The sequence below is a fragment of the Bacillus cereus group sp. BfR-BA-01330 genome, from assembly GCF_022663885.1.
In the GTDB taxonomy this organism is placed as follows: domain Bacteria; phylum Bacillota; class Bacilli; order Bacillales; family Bacillaceae_G; genus Bacillus_A; species Bacillus_A cereus.
In genome coordinates this window covers 56049-76763 of the sequence record NZ_JAKUGK010000002.1, presented here as the reverse complement: position 1 = coordinate 76763, position 20715 = coordinate 56049, and the positions used below count along the sequence as shown (strand labels likewise).

Sequence of the window (20715 nt, the reverse complement as noted above, 5' to 3'; positions counted from 1 at the left end):
GTAAGAATCGAGTCATTCGATTGCACCAGGGAGGTGAAAAGTATGGCAAACATCAAATCTGCTATCAAACGCGCTAAACTTAGCGAAGAGCGTCGTGCACATAACGCTTCTATCAAGTCTGACATGCGTTCTGCTGTTAAAACTGTAGAAGCTTTAGTTACTAATAACGATCTTGAAAATGCTAAAGAAGCTTTCAAAACTGCTTCTAAAAAACTTGACAAAGCAGCTCGTAAAGGTCTTATCCACCAAAACGCTGCAGCTCGTCAAAAATCTCGCTTAGCGAAACAAGTAAACGCGTAAGGCGTTTAAAAAACGATCCATTTGGATCGTTTTTTTATATACAAAAAAGTTCATGTACTTAGTACATGAACTTTTTTGTGTCATCACATATGATTTAATCGCATTAAGAAAAACTCGAGCACAAGTTTCTTATCCATCTTTCCCGTCTTCATACTATAATCAGCTTCCGCTAATTCTATAATCACTTTTTTTAATTCTTCAAAAGAGAAAAACTTCGTTTGATTCATTGCCAACTTCACGCGATACGGATGTACACCAATATGAGACGCAATTTGATTTTGTCCATAACCACGTTGCTGTAGCTCTTTCACTTGATACAACAAGCGGAATTGACTCACTAATAACGCAAGCAATTTAATCGGCTCTTCCTGCTGCGTAAATAATCCATCCAAAATTTGCATTGCACCTGCAATATCTTTTTTCACCACTTTTTCTGTCAAAGCGAATACATTTTGCTCAACGGATTTTGGTACAAGCTCTGCAACAAGTTTCGTCGTAATCTCTCCGCCCATACCAACGTATAACGTTAACTTGTCCATTTCCTTCGCCAACATTGTTACATTACTTCCCACAAGCTCTAGCAACAAACTAACAGCCGCGTTATCAATATGCACATGCACTTCATCTGCACGAGCAACAATCCACTTCTGAACATCCTGTATTTGCATCGCATTTGCTTCTACTACATCTGCTGTTTTCTTTAATAGTTTTGTAATTTTTTTTCGCTCATCAAGTTTTTCGTAAGGCGCAACAAAAACAAGAATAGAAAATGGAGAAGGTTCACCAATGTATTCTTCTAAAATTTTTATATTTTGCTCTAACTTTTCTTTTTGCGAAGTCAAAAATAGCGGTGATTTTATTAACAGTACTTTCCGTTCTCCGAAGAAAGGAAGCGTACGCGCATCCTCAACCACATCTTCTAAATACGCTTCTTCTAAATCGTATGTCACAACATTAAACTCTCGATCTTCTTCTTCAAGTGCTTCTGTTGTAATAAGCTTTATCGTTTCATTTATAAAAAAAGCTTCCGTTCCATATAGTAAATATAACGGAGCAAACTGTTTCTTTTTAATTTTTTTATGTATATCACTCATACTTTTTCCTACTCCCTAACTTGGCAATATATATTTATACTAATGCCCTGGCTTTTGTTTTACAAGTACAAAGGAACAGGCTTTATAACCCGTCCCTTTATTTATATTAAACGCCACGCAATAAGCCCCGGGTTTCTTATTGGTGTGCGGTAATCACCTTCCCTTTATTATTCGCAATAAAAATTTGAGTATAAGTGCCAACTGTTAACATGCTTGGAAACGAAAAACTCACATTACTTCATGATTTAAAAGTAGCAAAAAAGCTCGTTTTCTCTTCATATGGAAATTGTAGATTTTTTTCTGACAATATTTTATACTAAAGTGGAATGTTGGGGAGGGATTCTAAATGAATGATTTTGAACAAAACGTTCAAAGTAAACGCAATGACGCTATTGATTCAGGGGTAGGATTTATCGTCTCATTTGGTTTTTTCGCAACACTTTTCATCATTGCAACTGTTATTAAATTTATCGGTTCTTAAAGACTGCCACTTCATGGCAGTCTTCTCTTTTTCATCTATTATGTGTTTTATCATATGTGATTTTACTTTTAAAGGTTCCATTTTCCCCTTTAAAAACATAGGAAATAGCACCTTGCTTGTCCGTGCGCCATATCGCACTCCCCATCTTCTCAAAACGCTCTATCACTTCTTTATGCGGGTGTCCATACCTATTCTGCTTACCAACAGATATAATCGCTACACGAGGCTGTATGACGTTCAAAAAAGGCTCTATAGATGACGTATTACTCCCATGATGAGCAACTTTTAAAACATCCACTTGTAAATCTGGATATGCCTCTACTAAAATCTTTTCCCCTTCTTCTTCCAAATCGCCTGTAAATAGCCACTTCAACCCTCCAAATTTTGCCCATATTACAATTGAAGCGTTATTTTCGCTTTTTTCTTTTCCTTTTGGAGCTAAAACGAAAAATTCCGCTTCATTTACACTCCAACTCGCCCCTTCCCCCACTTCAGTTATTTTCATTTCCTTTTCTAATGCCTGTTTCTTGACTACTTTTTCTAATACTGCATCTTTTCCCTTTCGGCCAAATACCACTTCTTTTACAGGTATATATGATAATAATTCTTGCGCAGCACCTATATGATCTGCATCTCCATGCGTTACGATTAATTTATCAATTGTTTTAATACCTTCTTTTTGTAAAAAGGGTATTAAAACATCATTCCCAACAGAAAATTCATGCTTTTTTTGTTGCCATTCTTCCTTATTCACACGAAGCGTTCCACCTGTATCAATAAGATAAATCCCTTTATCATACGGAAGGCGAATTAATATTGCATCACCTTGTCCAACATCAATAAATGTTACACTTCCGCTTCCTCTAAAATATGGATATACATAATGACATGTGCTAATAAAAATAAATACACTCGCAACTATACAAACCATTTTTTTCGGCGCTCTTCTTTCCCAAACCATCAATATACTGACAATACTCGCGCAATATACAGCTACAAGATTGAAGGGCGTTTCCCCGAAGATAATCTGGGTAAATGGTAAACTTTCACAATAACTTAGAAAATCATTAGACATACTCAAGCCTATTGATAATACATCCGCAAATCCTTTTGCGAGAAACGGGACAATTGGCATACACAGTAAAATAATAATGCTACATGGTAATACAATGATAGATAAAAACGGAACGTATAAGAGATTGAGGAGAATGCTATATGGAGAAAAATAACCAAAGTGATATAACAAAATCGGAGTACTAACGAGCTGTGAAATGATAGAAATATAAATAGAATTTCGGATTACTCCGTTGCTACTCCCTAACAATAACGGAGCAGACAAAAGTAAAGCGAAGCTACCTACAAAAGAAAACTGAAATCCAATATTAAAAACAAGATAAGGGTCATATATAAGCATACATATAGCTGTTACACTTAAAGCATCTAAACTAGATAAACGAATCGAGCACATAAAAGCAATCAACATCAAAACCCCTGTTATAGAAGCTCTTATAACAGAGGGTGAAGCCCCTGCTAAAACCATATACAAAGGAATACAAATGATAAGGCAAATTGTTGCTACCTCCCTCGTCGCACCGCTTCTTAGCAAAATAAAATATACTATCACCATCAACAATACAATGTGTGAACCTGAAATTGCTAACAAATGTACAAGACCAAATTGTTGATATTGCTCTTCCACTTCAAACGTCATTTGTTGTCTATCACCAAAGAGTAATGCATTCATAAAAGCACCTGATTGCTCTGGAAACATTTCTGTAACTTTCGAGATTGCTTGTTGCCTTAAAAGAAGAATCCATTGCGTGAGCGACAGTGATGTTTTATAGCATTCAGAAATATATGTAGCCTCAAATGTGAAATGAATATGTTGCTTGTATAAATAATCACGGTAATTAAAACCATGAAAATTCCGAGCTGTTTCCGGTTCTTTCCTCTCACCCTCGAATACACATGATATCCCTGCGTATAATTGTTGCATTTTTTTCTTTTCCAAAGCTGATTTTATTCTATAACTTAACTGCACTATATTTTTATTCTGATCTTCAAATTGAAAAGATAGGCGATCCCCATTAACAAGCGGTGTGTTTTGTATAACCCCTCTTGTAACTGCATAGGGCTTCCCTAGAGGCTTATTCCATACTTGAACATAGGAAGTGTATATAACGCTACTAAAGCACGCTACAATACAAAAAATGGAGGTTTTACGCGAAGTGCGATATAAACAGAAGAAAACATTTAAAAAGAGGCAAAAAACTATCAATAAAAGTGACGAGGAAAAGGCAATTGCAATCCCTATTATAAACGAGATTGCAACATACCCCCATTGTTCTTGCAACTTATACTCACTCCTTATAGCATCATTTTTGCTTTCGTGAATACATGCTGTAATTCTTCCATTGATAAATTATCTTTTTCTAAAGACACAAATAATTCTTTCAACTCTGTATAACGTTTTTGATCCTCTAATGCAGCAATATCATATTCTAGCGGAACGTGTTTCACTGTTACATTCGCTTGTTCAAATAACTCTATGGCGTATGGATGATTTTTATAATCCTGCGCATAATAAACCGCTGTAATACCACTTTGAATAATTGCCTTACAACATTGTAAACAAGGGAAATGCGTAACGTAAATTTCTGCTTCCTCTGTTTTCGCACCAAACTTGGCACATTGTAATAAAGCATTCATTTCGGCATGAATTGTCCGAACACAATGATTATCGATTACGTAACAACCATCATCTATACAATGTACGCCACCTTTAATTGAACCATTATATCCACCAGCAATAATTCGTTTATCGCGAACGATTGTCGCTCCTACCGCAAGCCTTGTACATGTACTACGCAAAGATAGTAGATGGCTTTGCGTCATAAAATATTGATCCCATGAAATTCGTTCCATATTTTTCACCTACTTTTTTGTCTACTTGTAGTGTAGCGAAAGAAGAAAAACTTCGTCAATCTTTTACGGAATAATAATTTGATCTTTTATCTTTTCAAGAGACTTCGCACCAATCCCATCAATCTCTAATAAATCTTCTATTTTCTGAAACGGACCATGTTCTTCTCGATATTTCAAAATACTTTCTGCCTTTCGAGAGCCAATCCCTGTAATTTTTTCTAGTTGTTCTTTCGCCGCTGTATTTATTCGAATCTTGCCATCTTCCTTAGAAGAAGTAAGCACCCCTTGTTCTGATTCATTTTTACTCGGTATATAAAGAAGCATTTGATCTTGTACAATTTGTGCTAAATTCACTTTTTTCATATCTACTTCTGATAAAAAACCACCAGCCTTTTGAACCGCATCCTTTACGCGATCTCCTTCCTTCATTTCATATACCCCTTCTTTACTAACCGCTCCTTTCACATCAATTATAATTGTTCTTTTCTGTTCCTTTGTATCCGATATTTTCGGTTTACCCTTTTTTTCGATCTCCTTCTCTTGTACATTCATTGTAATAGGCATTCGTTCTACACTCTGATTCGTTTTCCAAAAAACAAGAAAAAGTAAAGTTCCAATAATAGCTACTAAACCTAACCACTTTTTCGGAAAATCCCACATCATTTTACACCTCTAATCATAAATTTATAACATCATTCATATTGTTTAGGAGAAAGCTGTTACGAAGGAGGGATGAAACTTTGAACATAGGAATTATAGGGACAGGAAACATGGGGAATATACTAATCGATGCATTTTTAGAAACCCGTGCTGTCAAACCTTCGTGCCTTACAATCATTAATCGGACGCCTGCAAAAGCATATCATATAAAAGAAAAATACCCTTCTGTTCATATAGCAAAAACAATCCCGGAAGTAATCGAACAATCACAACTTATTTTTATTTGTGTCAAGCCGATAGATATATACCCTATCCTAAAAAAATACGCTGAACATTTTTCTGATGAAACGTGCTTAGTTTCTATTACAAGTCCAATATCTCCATCCCAATTAGAGACTCTCGTACCTTGCCACGTCGCGCGTATCATTCCAAGTATCACAAATCGCGCGCTCTCTGGCGCCTCACTATTTACATTTGGAGATAATTGCTCTGAAGAATGGCAACAAAAACTACTTCGTCTATTCAAAAACATTTCTACACCTCTTGTAATAGAAGAAGATATAACGCGCGTTTCATCTGATATAGCAAGTTGCGGTCCTGCTTTCTTTAGTTATTTACTACAATGCTTCATTAACGCTGCTGTAGATAAAACAAATATTACACACGAAGAGGCTACTACTTTAGTAAGTGAAATGGTCGTGGGGATGGGGAAATTACTTGAAAAAGAAATCTTCACATTACCTACCTTACAAGAAAAGGTTTGCGTGAAAGGCGGCGTTACTGGGGAAGGCATTCGGGTTTTAGAAGAGCACGTTGGAGATATGTTCCATAAGTTAATCGAGCGAACACATGAAAAATTTGATGAAGATTTAGAATGCGTTGATCAGCAATTCAATAAACACACATAATAAATACGTCATTTTCATTCCAAATCCTTTTTATAAATACTTACTTTTTTACAATACATTTTCACTTCAACTACTATTCCCACACTTTACGCATACAATCTTCAGATTATGCTAGAACTAAAAATACATCTTCTTTATAAAACAAAAGCAACCTTCTCGGTTGCTTTTGTTTTATCCATTTTTCTTCGCCATGAAGAAAATACGCTCTGTTTGTTCTGTAACTTCAAGTCGCTCAAAATCACCTGTTACACGAAGCACTGTAAAACCTGCTTCTTCAAGCCATTTCGTTAACTCTTCCACTTGATATGCACGTTGCACGTGACATTCGTCAAACCGATGGTACACATCTTCTTCCGGATCTTGAACAAAGAATGTTAAATCATGCTCTACACTATTTGATTCTTCACCAGGGAAGCAATTCCAAATAAGAGATATTTCTTCTCCATTCACTGTATACGTTTCATTTTGAAATACATGATGTATTTTATATAAAGAATGTACATCAAATAAAAACAAACCATCTTGACGTAAATGATGAAATACTCTTCTAAATGTTTCTTGTACTCCATCTTCTTGCAATACATAATTTAATGAATCACAAAAGATGGTTACACAATCAAACTCACCTGGAACATCAAGCTCTCGCATGTCTTGTTGATAAAAAGGAATAAAGTATCCCTCTCCTCCTAGTTTTTGCTGAGCGACTGTTAACATTTCTTCTGAAAGATCGACACCTATTAAATCGTAACCCTTTTGCACAAGCGGCAGGGTTACATTACCTGTACCGCATGCTACATCAAGAATTTTTGCCTCTTTCATATCTGCCTGCTGTAAACTTTCCTCTGTAAATTCCACCCATTTATCATAAGGGACATCATTCATTAGTTCGTCGTACAACAATGCAAATTGTTCGTATTTCATTGACCTAACTCTTCTGTAATATCTTCACGTGGCACATCGCCCCATAGACGCTCTAAATTATAGTGATTACGCTCATCTTTATGGAATACATGAGCAACTACATCTCCAAGATCAACTAATACCCAACGTGCTTCGTCAAACCCTTCCATACGTTGTACGTCGATTTGGAACTCATGTGCTTTTGATTTAATTTCACGTGCAATTGCTTGCACTTGTTTATCTGAATTTCCGTGACAAATAATGAAATAATCTGCAATTGGTGAAATACCTTGCATATTTAGGACAACCATATCTTCTGCTCTTTTATCATCAGCTGCTTTTGCCGCTAATACTAATAAATCTTTATCGTTCATTTACTCATTTCCTCCTTGATAACTGCATTGTATGTTTGGAATGTTAATGGATAAATCGTCTGATCTTTTTCCATTAAAAATTGAATTGTTCTCTTTAACGCAAATAATAAAGCTTGATTTATATCCGTATATGCGAGTTTACGAGCCTCTTCCACTCCTGGAAACTTTCGCCCAGGTTCAATGTAATCCGCTACATAAATCACTTTATCTAACATCGTCATATTCTCACGACCACTTGTATGATATGTAATAGCTTGCAAAATTTCAGAATCCGTAATGCCTACTTCTTTTTCTACTAAGTATGCCCCAACAGGTGCATGCCATAACTCTTTGTTATAGCAAAGTAAATCTTTCGGCAAATCTTCACGTTTAATAATCTCTTCCATCTCTGAAATTGCTCTACATTTCGCATAATCATGGAATATAGCTGCCATCTCTGTTTTTTTTTCGTCCACACCGTATAACTTAGCAAGCTCAATCGCTGTCTCCATTACACCAATTGTGTGTATATAACGTTTTTCATGCATTTGTTGTTTGACAATATGCAGTGCATTCTCACGATTCATACAACCCATTCCTCTCGATATATACCTGTACTTTTTCGGGAAGTAAATATTTACACGTTTTCTTCTCCTTATATCTCTCACGTAATAAGGATGAAGAAACTGCAAATTCCGGAATTTCCACTGTAGTAATCTTATATGGTGTATGCAATGTATACCCAGGTCTTGCAACTCCAACAAACGTTACAAGATTAAATAAAGCTTCAATGTTATACCACTTCGGTAAATACTCAACCATATCCCCACCAATAATAAAGTGAAACTGCACATCCGGATACTTCTTCGTCAATTGTAACATAGTGTCATACGTATAAGATGGGCCCTTCCTACTTAGCTCTTCTAAACAAATAGAAAAGTGCTCTTCTGCCTCAGTCGCGAGCTCTAACATATGTAAACGACTTTCTACACTTGTAATATTCCGCCCTTGTTTATGTGGCGGAATCTGGTTTGGCAAGAACCATACTTCTTCCAAGTTCAAAGCGTGATATACTTCATTTGCAATTAGCAAATGTCCATAGTGAGGCGGATCAAATGTACCGCCAATGATGCCAATTTTTCTCAAAAGAAACGCCCCTTCCTTTTACATACAGCAACTCTCCTCGGTTAGGAATGAAGAGAGTTGCTATTAATAAAAGTTCAATTGGTTTCGCTCTCTACATCATTACGCATAAACGATAAAAATAGCGCATGCTAGTCTTTTTATCGAGGAAGCTTAATTTGTTTATTTTCTCTTGATTCTTTGTATAAAACGATTGTGCTTCCAATTACTTGAACGATTTCAGCACGTGCACCTTTTGCAAGTTCTTCCGCAACCTCACGGCGATCAAATTCACAGTTTTGTAATACACTTACTTTAAATAACTCACGAGCTTCTAAAGTATCTGCGATTTGTTTAATCATATTTTCATTTACTCCGCCTTTTCCTACTTGAAAAATTGGTGTTAAATGATGTGCTTGTGCACGTAAAAATCTTTTTTGTTTTCCTGTTAACATATATGTTAGCCTCCAAGCTTTTCTATAACTAATTGTTTCATTCTCTCGATATTTGGCGTGCGTCCTGTCCACATTTCAAATGCAAGTGCTCCTTGATAAACAAACATATCAATACCATTTTGAATGATTGCACCTTGCTCTTTTGCCTCACATAAAATTTTCGTTTCAAATGGATTATAAATTATATCTGATACAATCATTCCTTTTTTTAACGAACAAATTTGTAATGGCGTATGTTCTACGTGTGGATGCATACCTATCGTTGTCGTCTGAATGATAATATCATAATTTCCTTGTTCTTCTGTCGCTTTTTCTAACGACAAAGCAACAGAATTAACATCGGCCGTACGTGCAGCAATAAGTTCCTTTGCCTTATCTACTGTACGATTGGCTACATCAATCTCTTTTACACCTACATCAGCAAGAGAAAAATAAATAGCTCGGCTAGCACCACCTGAACCAAGTAACAAAATACGTTTCCCTTGAAGTGGTTCATTACTAATTGACTGCAACGCTCGAACAAAACCAATCCCGTCTGTGTTATAGCCAATTAATCTTCCATCCTTATGAACCACTGTATTTACTGCACCGATTTTCCTTGCCAATGGGTCAATCTCATCCAAATACTCCATAATAGCAACCTTGTGCGGAGTTGTTACATTAAATCCTGAAATACCTAATGCTTTTAAACCTCTTACTGCTTCCCCTAGCAATTCCTCTTCAACAAGGAACGCATGATAATGGGCATCCATATTCAAGTGTTCAAATGCATCGTTATGCATAACGGGTGATAATGAATGTCCAATTGGATTTCCGATTACACCATATAATTGTTTCATAAATCCCTCTCCATATTAAATTAAAGATTTACGTAGTGAAACACTTACTCCTTTTGGTACGTGTGCAACAATTTTTGCTCCTGGTTCGTTCACAGTAACCCATCCTAATCCAGAGAATACAACATCCGTTTTAGGTTCACGAATATTAAATTCGTATTTCACTAGCTCAGGCATATTTGCTAATTCTTCTGGCGTTGGTGGGCTTAGTAAATCCCCGGCATGATTTTTATATAATTCATCTGCTTTCTCAAGCTTTGTACGATGGATTGTTAAGCGATTCGAGAAGTGACAAGTAAATGCACGACGACCACCACTTACATAATCAAAACGTGCCAATCCACTAAAGAATAACGTTTGTTCTTCATTTAATTGGAATACCATCGGCTTAATTTCTTTTGTTGGTGTAATAAGCTTTAAGCTTTGCTTTCCAACATAATGAGCCATTTGGTGGTGGTTAATAATACCTGGCGTATCATATAAAGAAGACTCTTCGTCCAATGGAATATCAATTAAATCAAGTGTTGTTCCTGGGAAATGAGATGTTGTAATTACATTTTCAGTCTCATCACTAAATTCTTTAATCATACGATTAATAAATGTCGATTTCCCTACATTCGTACATCCAACAACATAAACATCTTTGCCGCCGCGATAATACTCAATAGCATCTGCTAGTTCAGCGATTCCTTGTCCCTTCGCTGCACTAATTAAAAAGACATCTTCTGGTTTTAATCCTAGCTGCTTTGCACTATAGCGCATCCAATGTTTTACTTTATCATGTTTTACTGACTTTGGAATTAAATCAGCTTTATTTCCAACAAGTAATACTTTATTATTCCCTACGAAACGATGTAAGCCAGGTAACCAGCTACCATTAAAATCAAAAATATCTACAATTTTGACTACTAATGCATCTGATTTTCCAATTCCATTTAAAATGCGTAGGAAGTCATCATCTGTTAACGATACATCTTGAATTTCATTGTAATGCTTCAAGCGAAAACAACGTTGACAAATAACTTGTTCTTTCTCTAAAGATGAGGCAGGAGCATACCCCACTTCGTTTTTATTTTCTGTTTGAATTTCTACACCGCAACCAATACATTTAATTGTTTCAGTCAAACTTTATTCCTCCCAGTTAATTAAACCTTTTTTCTTCATATTTTTCATAATTCTTCGTTCAATTTTTCGATTAAAGCGCGTTACTAATCCGTCCGTTTGTGCTACCGGTACAACTAAAATTGTATGAAGGCCTACTCGGTTGCCACCAAGCACGTCCGTCAGTAACTGATCTCCAATTACTACAACTTCATCTGGCTGCAAACGCATCTCTTGTATCGCACGCTTAAATGCGCGAACAAATGGTTTACGTGCACTATGAATAAATGGAATACCTAATGGATCAGCAAAATCTTTTACACGTTGCTCATTATTATTTGAAACGACCGTTACTTGAATGCCTTGCTCTTTCATTTCCAAGAACCATTTTTCAAGTTGCGGTGTTGCATTGGGACGATCCCATTCAATTAAAGTGTTATCTAAGTCAGTAATAACGCCTTTAATCCCACGTTTTTTTAAATCTTCTGGTTGAACATGATATACATTTTTCACATATTCATTTGGTAAAAATAGTTTCAATTTCTTTCACCTCTTTGAGGATTTTTCATAAAATTTTTCGACAACATTTTTCGATATATAACCTGTGGATAAAATTGTACACATTTTCCACATTAATTTTTCAGTTAATTTGGAATTTACTAACAAACTATACACACTTTATCCACCTAGGTATGTGGATAACCACTCGTTTGTGACTGTCATATTTTTTTGGTACATTAAATGCATCAACGAATCAATCCTTATATTATTAGGAGGTGACTCACCTTGAAAACAAAACATATGGAACAGTTATCCACTGAGTTACTCACTGAGTCTTATTATAAAGCAAAAGAACTAAAATTAAATCCCGACTTCATTTTACTTATAAAACAAGAAATCATTAGACGCTCATTAGAGGACAAGCTTGTCAAATCATCTTGATTACATATAAAGTGAAAGTTTAATCAGCCCTTACCAATTAAACAGTTAAAGGATAATTTATTGGATGCCCTGTAAAAAGAGCCATCCTACGATGGCTCTCGAATAAACAAGTACTCCCATCTAGGGGATTTCATCATTAAGTATCTTTGCCCATAACTCTTACTTACGGTTATAAAAGCTTTTCTTTATTTATGAGCTAAGCGAGTAGCTATTTTTTGACCAAGACGAAGCTCTTGTCCACTCTTTAATTCCTGCACTACTTCTATCATATCTTTTTCAAACAATAACACAACTGTTGAACCAAATGTAAAGTATGCCATTTCTTCACCTTTTTGAACAGTGTCTCTCTCATGCAAAAGCTCAATACTATTAACAAACATGGCACCTACTTTTACAAGAGCCATATGCTCGCCATCACTGCTTACTTCTGTAACAGAACGATAATTTTTTGACAGTGGTTCTTTCCCGTATTCCATACCAGCTGCATTTACCGGATATGATTTTCTACCGAGTACAAATCTTTCAGTCACAGAACCAGAAAGCGGACTATGAATGCGATGATAATGACTTGGACTCAAATAAATTACCATATATGTACCGCCTGCATATCGCGTTGCACGTTCTTCATTACCTAGCATATCCACAATTGAATAGCGCTTTCCTTTAATATCAAATGTTTTTGTATCCTCAATAGGACCTTGATCTGCAAAAACACCATCAACAGGACTAACGATACTCGATGCATCTGTATCAATACTACGCTTTCCTTCTTTTAGCTTACGCGTAAATAATTCATGCAATGTTCTATATTCCTTCAAACCCTTTTCCATCTCATCTTGATTAATTTGAAAAACTTTCGCATACGATGGAATAATGATAGAGCTCAAACGAGATTGTGCAAATTTACGTAATATATAAGAAGTAAAGCGACCATTTGTAAGTTCTATCATAAGTCGATATAATGTACGTCGCAAATTGCGAAACCCCCTAATCAGTCTATAACTTTAGTTTTCCCTTCTTTTCTTTCTATATCATATGTAAAATTGGTTCTTATTCCCACATATCATATAAAGCAGCCTTATTATACATACAGAAAACTAAGTATGGTATTATTCTTAAATTATTTAGCACCTTCTAATATTACAGATAGAATCCGTCATTTTCAACAGTGAACATGTATTTCTTCTTAGCATAACGCGTTTTCTTTTCTTATTTACAATAAGAAAAGCAGCCCATTTTAAATATGGCTGCTTCTAATACACTTTACTCTTTCCCTTTTTTCTCTTTCTCTGCCCTTACAAACTCGTGGAACATTTTCATTAAAGCACGCTTTTCAATCCGTGATACGTAGCTTCTAGAAATACCAAGCGCCTTAGCGATTTCCCGCTGTGTTTTCTCCTTATCTAGCCCAAGTCCAAAACGTTTCACAATCACTTCTTTTTCTCTTTCGTCTAAAATATCGATATACTCTTTAATTTTTTCTAACTCCATACTAAGCTGAATCATATCAATTACATCTTCAGACTCTGATTTTAATATATCAATAAGCGATATTTCATTGCCCTCTTTATCTTGCCCGATCGGATCATGAAGTGAAACATCTTTTTTCGTTTTCTTTAGTACACGTAAATGCATCAAAATTTCATTTTCAATACAGCGTGCTGCATACGTCGCAAGCTTCGTTCCCTTTCCAGCAGAATAGCTCTCGATCGCTTTAATGAGCCCGATCGTACCAATTGAAATTAAATCTTCTGCATCTTCTCCTGTGTTCTCAAATTTTTTAACGATATGAGCTACAAGCCGTAAATTATGTTCAATTAAAAGATTTCTCGCTTGAGCATCACCTTGCTCCATTAACTCTAAGTACTTTCTCTCATCATCTGATGATAACGGCTGCGGGAACGCATTATTCTTCACATAAGAAACAAAGACAAACACTTCTCGAACCATATATCCAATTGCGGCGAATAGACTCAAACCTTTCACCTCCGCCAAAATAGTGGTCTTTATTATGTGTATGTGGGCGTGAGGTTGTTTGTGTCTGTACAGTTTATTTATAAAACTCAACACTTCCAACATTTAAAATAATTTATTGTTATATTATAATTATATAAAATTGTTATTTATATATGAATATGCTATTAAAGGGGACATTATTCATGATTACATTAGAACGATTATTAAATGTAACAATTTATTTAGGAGTATTTTTACTTTTCATTTCGTTCATTACTTTTGTTATTAAAAGAGGGCCTGATTTATTATTTTTTCAATTTGGAATTTCTTTATTTTTTGGAGCTCAAATTATAACTGGAATAAAATTTTTTCATAACTATGGTTTCTCGTTTCACTCAAAACTAGAACTACTTATCTTTATTTTCTATGTAATTGGAATTATTACATGTATACTATTGTTCTTTCATTTTCAAAATCTGTATCGAATTTTTTTATTAATTTGTAGTTTTTTATTTTTAACTGGATCCAATTATTACTTTAAAGAAACATTAAATTTTAGTAAAAAAATTCCAAAGCAACATAAAACTTTTTTAAGTACACAAGAAGACTCTTTTCCAAAAGAAGTCCGTAAATTTTCAGAGGATTACAATAACATAATAAGGAATGACTTTTATGAAATACCGATGATTCCTACTGAATTACAGATTACAAGCAAAAAAGATTCTTCCCATAGTACATCTTTCTTAGTTGAACTTCATAATAGCGAGAATGAAATTACTGATGACTCTGTACAATTAACTCCATCAGACCGTTTTTATGTGCTGTTAAATACACAAAAAACAAAAATATCAAAAATAGTATATGAAGGGCAGAATTTTTTCACATTTACAGTCACACTAAAGGCTCTTAATTTACAGCAAGAACCAGAAATTCATAATATGTTTTTAGAAATAGATAAACGTAGAGCGATAAATCTTCTTAATTTTGAAATTAAAGCCCATACTAAAGAATGGAAAGTAATATTTAAAAGTGATAGTTCTCATTCCAATCTTCCTATCACATTTACTTTTGAAAAGCGAACAGGCAAATTATAAAAATAAAAAGAGTTATTTTCTTTGAAAAATAACTCTTTTTATTTTACTTACTCCAAATCTTTCTCCCAGTTTGGGCATCAATATAACGAATTTCCCGACTACAATCAAAAGGTTCTTTATATTTTTCATCTGTCGTTTGTTTGTACAGTAGTTTGTATTTCGTTTCCTCTGCATCATGATCTACAAACCATTCTAATTTAACTCGGATAGCCTCTCTGTATATTTCTAACGCTTTTTCTTTTGTTACTTTTGGTGTTGTTTCATATGTAAGTAATTTTTTTATAAAGTTGCTAGACTCCCCCGAGTAGTGCATAACAGCACCATTTTCTGCATTGATGTTGATCATAAATTGGTTATACTCTGCCGGAATATCATTTATATATACAGAAAAGATAAATCTTTCAATCCCATCTTCTGCTTCTTCACGTTCCTCCCAAAGACGCAGATATTGTTTGATATCTGGAATAACTCGTTCTAAAAATTGAAGTGCTTTTTGTAAACATTCCTCTCTAGACAGTATTTGCTTTACTTCTTTATCATCTATCAGTTTTATAAAACCAGTTAATTCATTGGTTAATTTATCAATTGTAACGCTAACTAAATTATTATATTTCAACATCGGTAAATGCTTGTTAAAGAATTCATTCATTAAATACGGATTCTTTTCTTCTTTCTGTTTTTGTAATTCCTCTTTCGGAACAAATTTCATCCTTATTTCATCATCATTTTCCGTCTCATCTACTTTTGTAAAACCTTCTTTATTCCAGTCAAATAAATCGAATACATCATCTTGTTGGCTACCCCTTTTTTGTTTTCTAACAGCCACTGTTGGCGGTAATTTATAATGATCTGGTCCAAATAAATCTTTACCTGTACTTGCATCAATAAATACATGACTAGGTTCTGGTACATACACAAGGTGGTACCCTTTTACTTCTTCTCCATTTTCATATTTACATAAAGAATGTGTTAAATCTACAAATACAAGCCTCATATCTTGTTTAGCCTTTAAGTTGTCTAAAACGATATTCTCCTCAACAATCTCACTTGGCCATAACGGCTTTTCTTTTATGCTTTCTCGTCCGTTATAATGAAAATTCACAACATTCCCTGAAGGATGCACTTGCACCACACATCCTGTATCCGGTAATGGATATCCATTTACTTCTTGCATATAATTTATTTCTTTCCAGCCACGCCAATCATCCTGGATAGTTACATATGTATAAAACTCTAATCCTTCTTCCACGTGTTTTTTTATAAATACATTTGCAATCTCTCTTACCCTATTCTCCTCTATAACTTCCTTATCACTCGAAAAATAATTTCCATCATCTATCCTAAATTCAATTAAATTACCAGTATGTCTATTCAATGTAATTTGTATCGTTCTCTCCTGATCCTCTTTATGCTCCCACCATAATAGATGATACGGGTCATCAACCCCTTCTTGATCATCTACAACAAGACTATATTCATCTGGAATGTTAATAATATGAGCCACTCGCTCTTTTCTTTCTTTATCTTTTTGATTCATCATACCGCTCCCTTTATTACATTTTAAGGTAATTATAGCAAAAAAACCAAGTAACTATAAAAAAAAGACTAGAGATATCTCTAGTCTTTTACTTCGTCTCACGATGTAACGTTACTCGCTTTAATCGTGGACAATATTTTTTTAGTTCGATGCGTTCTGGATTGTTTCGTTTATTTTTCTTAGAAATGTAATTACGATCGCCGCACTCCGTACAAGCTAATGTAATATTTACACGCATATTTAATTCTCCTTTCTTTCAAAGATCGCAACTAAAACGTAATGATTACGATTTATATTATAAAACTTCATTCTATTTGTCAATTGCAAAAACAAGAAGATTCCATTTAGAATCCCCTTGTTTTTATAGTTAAATAAATTTTGTCCCGCATTAACGGGCAGTAAGACCCCCACTAATTAAAAGTTTCACTTTATTAAAACGATTCGTATGTAACAAATTCACTAATCGGCTTTCGATATCCTCGTGGGCGAGTTTTAGTCATATCACTTTTTCCTATCGTAATCATTAAAACAGGTACTATATGCTCCGGCATATTTAATTCACTTTGTACTGCTTTTTCATCGAAACCAATCATTGGACATGTATCATAGCCATAATATTTAGCTGCGTACATAAAAGTCATCGCGCTTAACGAAGCATTTCTAATCGCTTCATCCTCCATGAAACGCTCTCCTTTTCCTTCATATAAACCTTTCGTTTGCCTAATTGTATCTTCATATTCACATTCATCAATCATTTTTAAAACTTTCATACCGAAGTAAATATTTTCAACATTTTGGTATGCTTTTTTATCACCACAAACGAGCACTACCGCTGATGCACTCGATACTTTATATTGACCGAAAGCTAATTCTTTTAATCTTTCTTTTCGCTCTTGATCACGAATTACAACATAATGTGTGTGCTGCAAATTATAGCAAGATGGAGAAAGCTTAGTTAACTCAAATATTTTTTTAAAATCCTCATTAGGGATTTCTATACCTTGTATAAATTTCATTGCAGAACGTCTAGCGATTGCTAATTCTTCAAAGTTCACCATATATCCTCCTCAATAACTATAAATTCAAATATACATTAATTTATACAAATAGATAAATCAAATAAAAACACTTTAAATCCGAATAATAATTATGATTAACAGCAAAAAAGACAAAAAGCTGAAACAATTAGTTCATACGAAATTCACACGAATCTATTACTATAGAAACTGTACATAGTGAACTTATTAACAATCACGTTTATTTATATAAAATCTTACTCGAAAGGAGTTGAAAGTATGAAAACTAAATATCGCTTTATGATCTCATCATTTGCTGCTTGCGCTTATATGATTTGGTATTTAGTATAATAACGACCTCACTTGCAAATAGGAAAAGGTGTGTATATAAATGGAATATAATCAATCAACAGTTAACTACTGGAAAGCTTTTGTATTACCATATACATTTGCTTTAGAAGAGTTAAAAACTAAATTTGAAATTATGAACCGGGAAGCTCAATTTCTAGAGGATTACAACCCGTTTGAACATATAAAAACAAGACTAAAACAACCTGAAAGTATTATTAAAAAACTAGAGCGCAAAAGCTTATTACCAACAGTTGAAAACGCTCAAACACATTTACAAGATATTATTGGTATTCGTATTACATGTTGCTTCGTAGAAGATATCTATCATTTGAAAGAAGTCATTCAAAAACGCGAAGATATGGAAGTCATAGAAGTAAAAGATTATATCGCTAACCCAAAACGAAACGGATATAAAAGTTTACACATGATTATTAAATACCCTTTATCACTAAATTCTGGTACAAAAGATGTATTTGCAGAAATTCAGTTACGTACACTAGCAATGGACTTTTGGGCAAGTTTAGAACACAAACTTTATTATAAATATGAAGGGAAAATACCGGAGTATTTAAAAGATGAACTACATGATGCAGCAATGAAAGCTGAAGATCTTGATAATAAAATGGCCACAATCCGTCAAGATATTGATGATATTGAGGCATGCTCAAATCAAATTATGCTACCACTATAAAAAAAGGTTCTCGCCAATGAGAACCTTTTTTCTACCATTTTGAGAAGTACGACTCCTACACTTATTAAAGTTTCACGTTATTTTTTCTCTATTGTTCGAACCTCTTCAATCTTCCATTTATCCTCTTCTTTTCCAAGGGCATACTGTACTTTCTTTTGAAGAGTGATACTGTCGTCTATTTCCTTTTCTTTCGTTTCAACAATAACATACCCTACTTTACTAACTTTCATATCTATATGTTCCAATTCAATTTTCTTATTTCCCTTTTGAAATGCGGCTTCTTTTTGTGTTTTTAAGTCTTCAGCACTAGGCATCTTCTTTGAAAATAACTCCATATGTTCTGCAAGATTTTTTTCATTCGTCGTTCGCACAAATGTATGAATAACATCTTGAATAGATCTCTCTTCTTCTTTTGTTATTTGTACCTTTTCCTCAGTTTTTTTAGTAGTAGATTTTTGTTCTACATTATTCTCTTCTTGTTGACATCCAACTAGTAATACTACAAATACTAAAAGGAATCTTAATTTCCTAAATAACTTTTTCATATTCCCAACTCCTAAAAAGAAAAGTGAGGCATTTCGCCTCACTTTCGCTCTTAATTAGCGTCTTCCTTTATTCGGATCGCCGCCGCCAACAATATCAAAGACACGTTTCGCTATATTTGTATTCTCTTGAACGCCAGAGAACAAGTATTTACCTGGACCAAATGCATATACGTTCACATCTTCCCCTGTATGTCCACCCGTTGTCCAGCCTGTAACCGAGCGCTTATTGAAAATATCTTCAATTGCATTATCAATCTTTGTTACATCTTTTGAAGGAGCTATATCATTTACAGCTTGAATTTCTTCTGGAGTTAATTGTAAATCAATATACTTTTTCAATGTTTCTTCTACATTTGCACCTTTTGCAATCTCATTTGCCATAAAGTCTGGTGTACGCTTTGCAGCTTTAATTGGATCTACTTTAAAGTTATACTCGCCATTGGCACCTAAAGATAATCCACCAGTAGCGTGATCTGCCGTTGCAACAACTAACGTATTTTTATCTTTTTTCGCAAACTCAATCGCTGCTTTGAAAGCTTTTTCGAAGTCTTCCATTTCACTCATTGCACCAACAATATCATTATCATGTCCAGCCCAGTCGATTTGACTTCCTTCCACCATTAAGAAGAAACCATTTTTATTTTTGTTCAAACGCTCAATTGCTGCATTAGTCATTTCTTCTAATGAAGGTGTTTTCTCATTACGGTCAATCATTTTATCTAATCCACCTGGTGCAAATAAACCAAGAATTTGATCATTTTTATCATTTAACAATTGATCTCGATCCGTTACATAGCTATAACCAGATTTCTTGAACTCTTCTGTAAGATTACGATCTTTTCTAACAAAGTTCTTTACGCCGCCGCCAAGCATAACATCTACTTTATGCTTCCCTTTAATTTTCTCATCAAAATAATCATTTGCAATTGCGTCCATATTTTTACGGCTAATGTCATGCGCACCGAAAGCAGCTGGTGTTGCATGTGTAATTTCAGAAGTTGCAACGAGTCCCGTTGATTTCCCTTTTTCTTTCGCTTGCTCAAGAACTGTTTTCACTTCCGCTTTATCATTATCAACTGCAATTGCAGCATTATATGTTTTAATCCCTGCTGACATAGCTGTTGCTGCCGATGCAGAGTCTGTAATATTTTCATGTTCATCTTCTGGGTATGTTTTTTGTGTTCCTACAAGATGCTTATCAAATTCTGTAGATTCCATTTCAAAGGTTTTTGGATTATCTTTCATATAACGGTGAGCCGTCATATATGAAGGGCCCATACCATCCCCAATTAATACGATAACATTTTTAATCTTTGCATTGCTTCCGTTCTCATCTGCATTAACCTCACTAGAACGAGTAAAATTCCATGTTGCTACCGAAGTAACTGCTAATGATGCCACAACTGCAAATGGCCATGCTTTTTTCACAAACTTTTTCACTGTCTTGT

At 34.5% G+C, this 20715-nt stretch carries 25 protein-coding genes; 6 read left to right on the top strand and 19 right to left on the bottom strand.

From position 1 onward, the window contains the following. Positions 1-42: 42 nt before the first annotated feature. Positions 43-300, top strand: a complete 258-nt coding sequence (rpsT, locus tag MR112_RS06130) for a 30S ribosomal protein S20 (RefSeq protein ID WP_001274011.1) — start codon at positions 43-45, stop codon at positions 298-300. A gap of 83 nt (positions 301-383) precedes the next feature. Here the strand turns inward: rpsT and holA are convergent, their stop codons facing one another. Then, entirely contained in the window at positions 384-1394 is a 1011-nt protein-coding gene (holA, locus tag MR112_RS06125) for a DNA polymerase III subunit delta (RefSeq protein ID WP_001279916.1), read from the bottom strand. 346 nt (positions 1395-1740) lie between these two features. Here holA and MR112_RS06120 point away from each other — a divergent pair, with 346 nt between their 5' ends. After that, positions 1741-1875: a YqzM family protein gene (locus tag MR112_RS06120; protein ID WP_000997609.1), complete on the top strand. Its 135-nt coding sequence runs from the start codon at positions 1741-1743 to the stop codon at positions 1873-1875. A gap of 31 nt (positions 1876-1906) precedes the next feature. On the opposite strand, the gene MR112_RS06115 is transcribed toward MR112_RS06120, so the two are convergent. From MR112_RS06115 to MR112_RS06105, 3 genes are all read right to left on the bottom strand, one after another. Beyond that, on the bottom strand, positions 1907-4228 hold the full coding sequence (locus tag MR112_RS06115) for a DNA internalization-related competence protein ComEC/Rec2 (RefSeq protein ID WP_242244856.1): 2322 nt from the start codon (positions 4226-4228) through the stop codon (positions 1907-1909). Positions 4229-4242: 14 nt separating this feature from the next. Then, positions 4243-4800: a ComE operon protein 2 gene (locus MR112_RS06110; protein WP_000439770.1), complete on the bottom strand. Its 558-nt coding sequence runs from the start codon at positions 4798-4800 to the stop codon at positions 4243-4245. Between the two features lie 63 nt (positions 4801-4863). Next, positions 4864-5463 carry a helix-hairpin-helix domain-containing protein gene (locus tag MR112_RS06105; protein WP_000989932.1) on the bottom strand — a complete coding sequence of 200 codons (600 nt, stop codon included), beginning with the start codon at positions 5461-5463 and terminating at the stop codon, positions 4864-4866. A 77-nt stretch (positions 5464-5540) separates the two neighbouring features. Here MR112_RS06105 and comER point away from each other — a divergent pair, with 77 nt between their 5' ends. After that, positions 5541-6368, top strand: a complete 828-nt coding sequence (gene comER / locus MR112_RS06100; RefSeq protein ID WP_001020554.1) for a late competence protein ComER — start codon at positions 5541-5543, stop codon at positions 6366-6368. Between the two features lie 171 nt (positions 6369-6539). Here the strand turns inward: comER and MR112_RS06095 are convergent, their stop codons facing one another. The 8 genes from MR112_RS06095 to MR112_RS06060 form a co-directional block, all read right to left on the bottom strand. After that, positions 6540-7289: a class I SAM-dependent methyltransferase gene (locus MR112_RS06095; protein ID WP_000873069.1), complete on the bottom strand. Its 750-nt coding sequence runs from the start codon at positions 7287-7289 to the stop codon at positions 6540-6542. Further along, a complete protein-coding gene (gene rsfS, locus MR112_RS06090) occupies positions 7286-7642 on the bottom strand; it encodes a ribosome silencing factor (protein WP_000998173.1) in 357 nt (118 codons plus the stop codon). The genes MR112_RS06095 and rsfS overlap by 4 nt, the downstream gene beginning before the upstream one ends. Continuing rightward, entirely contained in the window at positions 7639-8208 is a 570-nt protein-coding gene (gene yqeK, locus MR112_RS06085; protein WP_242244855.1) for a bis(5'-nucleosyl)-tetraphosphatase (symmetrical) YqeK, read from the bottom strand. The genes rsfS and yqeK overlap by 4 nt, the downstream gene beginning before the upstream one ends. Further along, a complete protein-coding gene (gene nadD / locus MR112_RS06080; RefSeq protein ID WP_001226046.1) occupies positions 8198-8767 on the bottom strand; it encodes a nicotinate-nucleotide adenylyltransferase in 570 nt (189 codons plus the stop codon). Before nadD ends, yqeK begins: the two co-directional genes overlap by 11 nt. Before the next feature lie 137 nt (positions 8768-8904). Next, positions 8905-9198 (bottom strand): ribosome assembly RNA-binding protein YhbY, encoded by a 294-nt coding sequence (yhbY, locus tag MR112_RS06075; protein WP_000955224.1) that lies wholly within the window; start codon positions 9196-9198, stop codon positions 8905-8907. Between the two features lie 5 nt (positions 9199-9203). Next, entirely contained in the window at positions 9204-10037 is an 834-nt protein-coding gene (gene aroE / locus MR112_RS06070) for a shikimate dehydrogenase (RefSeq protein WP_000812075.1), read from the bottom strand. 15 nt (positions 10038-10052) lie between these two features. Next, the gene (gene yqeH, locus MR112_RS06065; RefSeq protein WP_000140799.1) at positions 10053-11159 is read right to left on the bottom strand and encodes a ribosome biogenesis GTPase YqeH; all 1107 of its coding nucleotides are present in this window, start codon (positions 11157-11159) and stop codon (positions 10053-10055) included. A gap of 3 nt (positions 11160-11162) precedes the next feature. Next, the gene (locus MR112_RS06060) at positions 11163-11675 is read right to left on the bottom strand and encodes a YqeG family HAD IIIA-type phosphatase (protein WP_000765314.1); all 513 of its coding nucleotides are present in this window, start codon (positions 11673-11675) and stop codon (positions 11163-11165) included. Positions 11676-11921: 246 nt separating this feature from the next. Between MR112_RS06060 and sda the strand changes: the two genes are divergently transcribed. Further along, positions 11922-12077, top strand: a complete 156-nt coding sequence (gene sda / locus MR112_RS06055; RefSeq protein ID WP_000850094.1) for a sporulation histidine kinase inhibitor Sda — start codon at positions 11922-11924, stop codon at positions 12075-12077. A gap of 185 nt (positions 12078-12262) precedes the next feature. On the opposite strand, the gene MR112_RS06050 is transcribed toward sda, so the two are convergent. Together MR112_RS06050 and sigK are read right to left on the bottom strand one after the other, a co-directional pair. Continuing rightward, positions 12263-13051, bottom strand: a complete 789-nt coding sequence (locus MR112_RS06050) for a phosphatidylserine decarboxylase (RefSeq protein WP_001255003.1) — start codon at positions 13049-13051, stop codon at positions 12263-12265. Between the two features lie 289 nt (positions 13052-13340). Then, entirely contained in the window at positions 13341-14054 is a 714-nt protein-coding gene (gene sigK / locus MR112_RS06045) for an RNA polymerase sporulation sigma factor SigK (protein ID WP_071739171.1), read from the bottom strand. Positions 14055-14206: 152 nt separating this feature from the next. Here sigK and MR112_RS06040 point away from each other — a divergent pair, with 152 nt between their 5' ends. Then, complete coding sequence (locus MR112_RS06040; RefSeq protein ID WP_002198192.1) at positions 14207-15127, top strand: hypothetical protein; 921 nt, start codon at positions 14207-14209, stop codon at positions 15125-15127. A gap of 43 nt (positions 15128-15170) precedes the next feature. Here the strand turns inward: MR112_RS06040 and MR112_RS06035 are convergent, their stop codons facing one another. The 3 genes from MR112_RS06035 to MR112_RS06025 form a co-directional block, all read right to left on the bottom strand. Beyond that, a complete protein-coding gene (locus MR112_RS06035; protein ID WP_121868078.1) occupies positions 15171-16667 on the bottom strand; it encodes a YcdB/YcdC domain-containing protein in 1497 nt (498 codons plus the stop codon). Positions 16668-16752: 85 nt separating this feature from the next. Then, positions 16753-16902 (bottom strand): 50S ribosomal protein L33, encoded by a 150-nt coding sequence (gene rpmG / locus MR112_RS06030; RefSeq protein ID WP_001265617.1) that lies wholly within the window; start codon positions 16900-16902, stop codon positions 16753-16755. A gap of 193 nt (positions 16903-17095) precedes the next feature. Then, on the bottom strand, positions 17096-17722 hold the full coding sequence (locus tag MR112_RS06025) for a nitroreductase family protein (RefSeq protein ID WP_000245983.1): 627 nt from the start codon (positions 17720-17722) through the stop codon (positions 17096-17098). Between the two features lie 349 nt (positions 17723-18071). On the opposite strand from MR112_RS06025, the gene MR112_RS06020 reads away from it, so the two are divergent. Then, a complete protein-coding gene (locus MR112_RS06020) occupies positions 18072-18722 on the top strand; it encodes a GTP pyrophosphokinase (RefSeq protein ID WP_000456230.1) in 651 nt (216 codons plus the stop codon). Between the two features lie 77 nt (positions 18723-18799). Here the strand turns inward: MR112_RS06020 and MR112_RS06015 are convergent, their stop codons facing one another. Both MR112_RS06015 and MR112_RS06010 read right to left on the bottom strand, forming a co-directional pair. Beyond that, a complete protein-coding gene (locus MR112_RS06015) occupies positions 18800-19267 on the bottom strand; it encodes a hypothetical protein (protein WP_242244854.1) in 468 nt (155 codons plus the stop codon). 54 nt (positions 19268-19321) lie between these two features. Then, on the bottom strand, positions 19322-20707 hold the full coding sequence (locus tag MR112_RS06010; protein ID WP_000714912.1) for an alkaline phosphatase: 1386 nt from the start codon (positions 20705-20707) through the stop codon (positions 19322-19324). Between the last annotated feature and the right edge of the window lie 8 nt (positions 20708-20715).

Coding starts and splice junctions, on each gene's coding strand:
- MR112_RS06015 (WP_242244854.1), bottom strand. CDS start 19,267: ATGAAAAAGTTATTTAGGAAATTAAGATTCCTTTTAGTATTTGTAGTA.
- yqeK (WP_242244855.1), bottom strand. CDS start 8,208: ATGAATCGTGAGAATGCACTGCATATTGTCAAACAACAAATGCATGAA.
- MR112_RS06095 (WP_000873069.1), bottom strand. CDS start 7,289: ATGAAATACGAACAATTTGCATTGTTGTACGACGAACTAATGAATGAT.
- rpmG (WP_001265617.1), bottom strand. CDS start 16,902: ATGCGTGTAAATATTACATTAGCTTGTACGGAGTGCGGCGATCGTAAT.
- aroE (WP_000812075.1), bottom strand. CDS start 10,037: ATGAAACAATTATATGGTGTAATCGGAAATCCAATTGGACATTCATTA.
- holA (WP_001279916.1), bottom strand. CDS start 1,394: ATGAGTGATATACATAAAAAAATTAAAAAGAAACAGTTTGCTCCGTTA.
- yhbY (WP_000955224.1), bottom strand. CDS start 9,198: ATGTTAACAGGAAAACAAAAAAGATTTTTACGTGCACAAGCACATCAT.
- MR112_RS06105 (WP_000989932.1), bottom strand. CDS start 5,463: ATGATGTGGGATTTTCCGAAAAAGTGGTTAGGTTTAGTAGCTATTATT.
- MR112_RS06040 (WP_002198192.1), top strand. CDS start 14,207: ATGAATATGCTATTAAAGGGGACATTATTCATGATTACATTAGAACGA.
- MR112_RS06120 (WP_000997609.1), top strand. CDS start 1,741: ATGAATGATTTTGAACAAAACGTTCAAAGTAAACGCAATGACGCTATT.
- MR112_RS06025 (WP_000245983.1), bottom strand. CDS start 17,722: ATGGTGAACTTTGAAGAATTAGCAATCGCTAGACGTTCTGCAATGAAA.
- MR112_RS06020 (WP_000456230.1), top strand. CDS start 18,072: ATGGAATATAATCAATCAACAGTTAACTACTGGAAAGCTTTTGTATTA.
- MR112_RS06035 (WP_121868078.1), bottom strand. CDS start 16,667: ATGATGAATCAAAAAGATAAAGAAAGAAAAGAGCGAGTGGCTCATATT.
- rpsT (WP_001274011.1), top strand. CDS start 43: ATGGCAAACATCAAATCTGCTATCAAACGCGCTAAACTTAGCGAAGAG.
- rsfS (WP_000998173.1), bottom strand. CDS start 7,642: ATGAACGATAAAGATTTATTAGTATTAGCGGCAAAAGCAGCTGATGAT.
- MR112_RS06110 (WP_000439770.1), bottom strand. CDS start 4,800: ATGGAACGAATTTCATGGGATCAATATTTTATGACGCAAAGCCATCTA.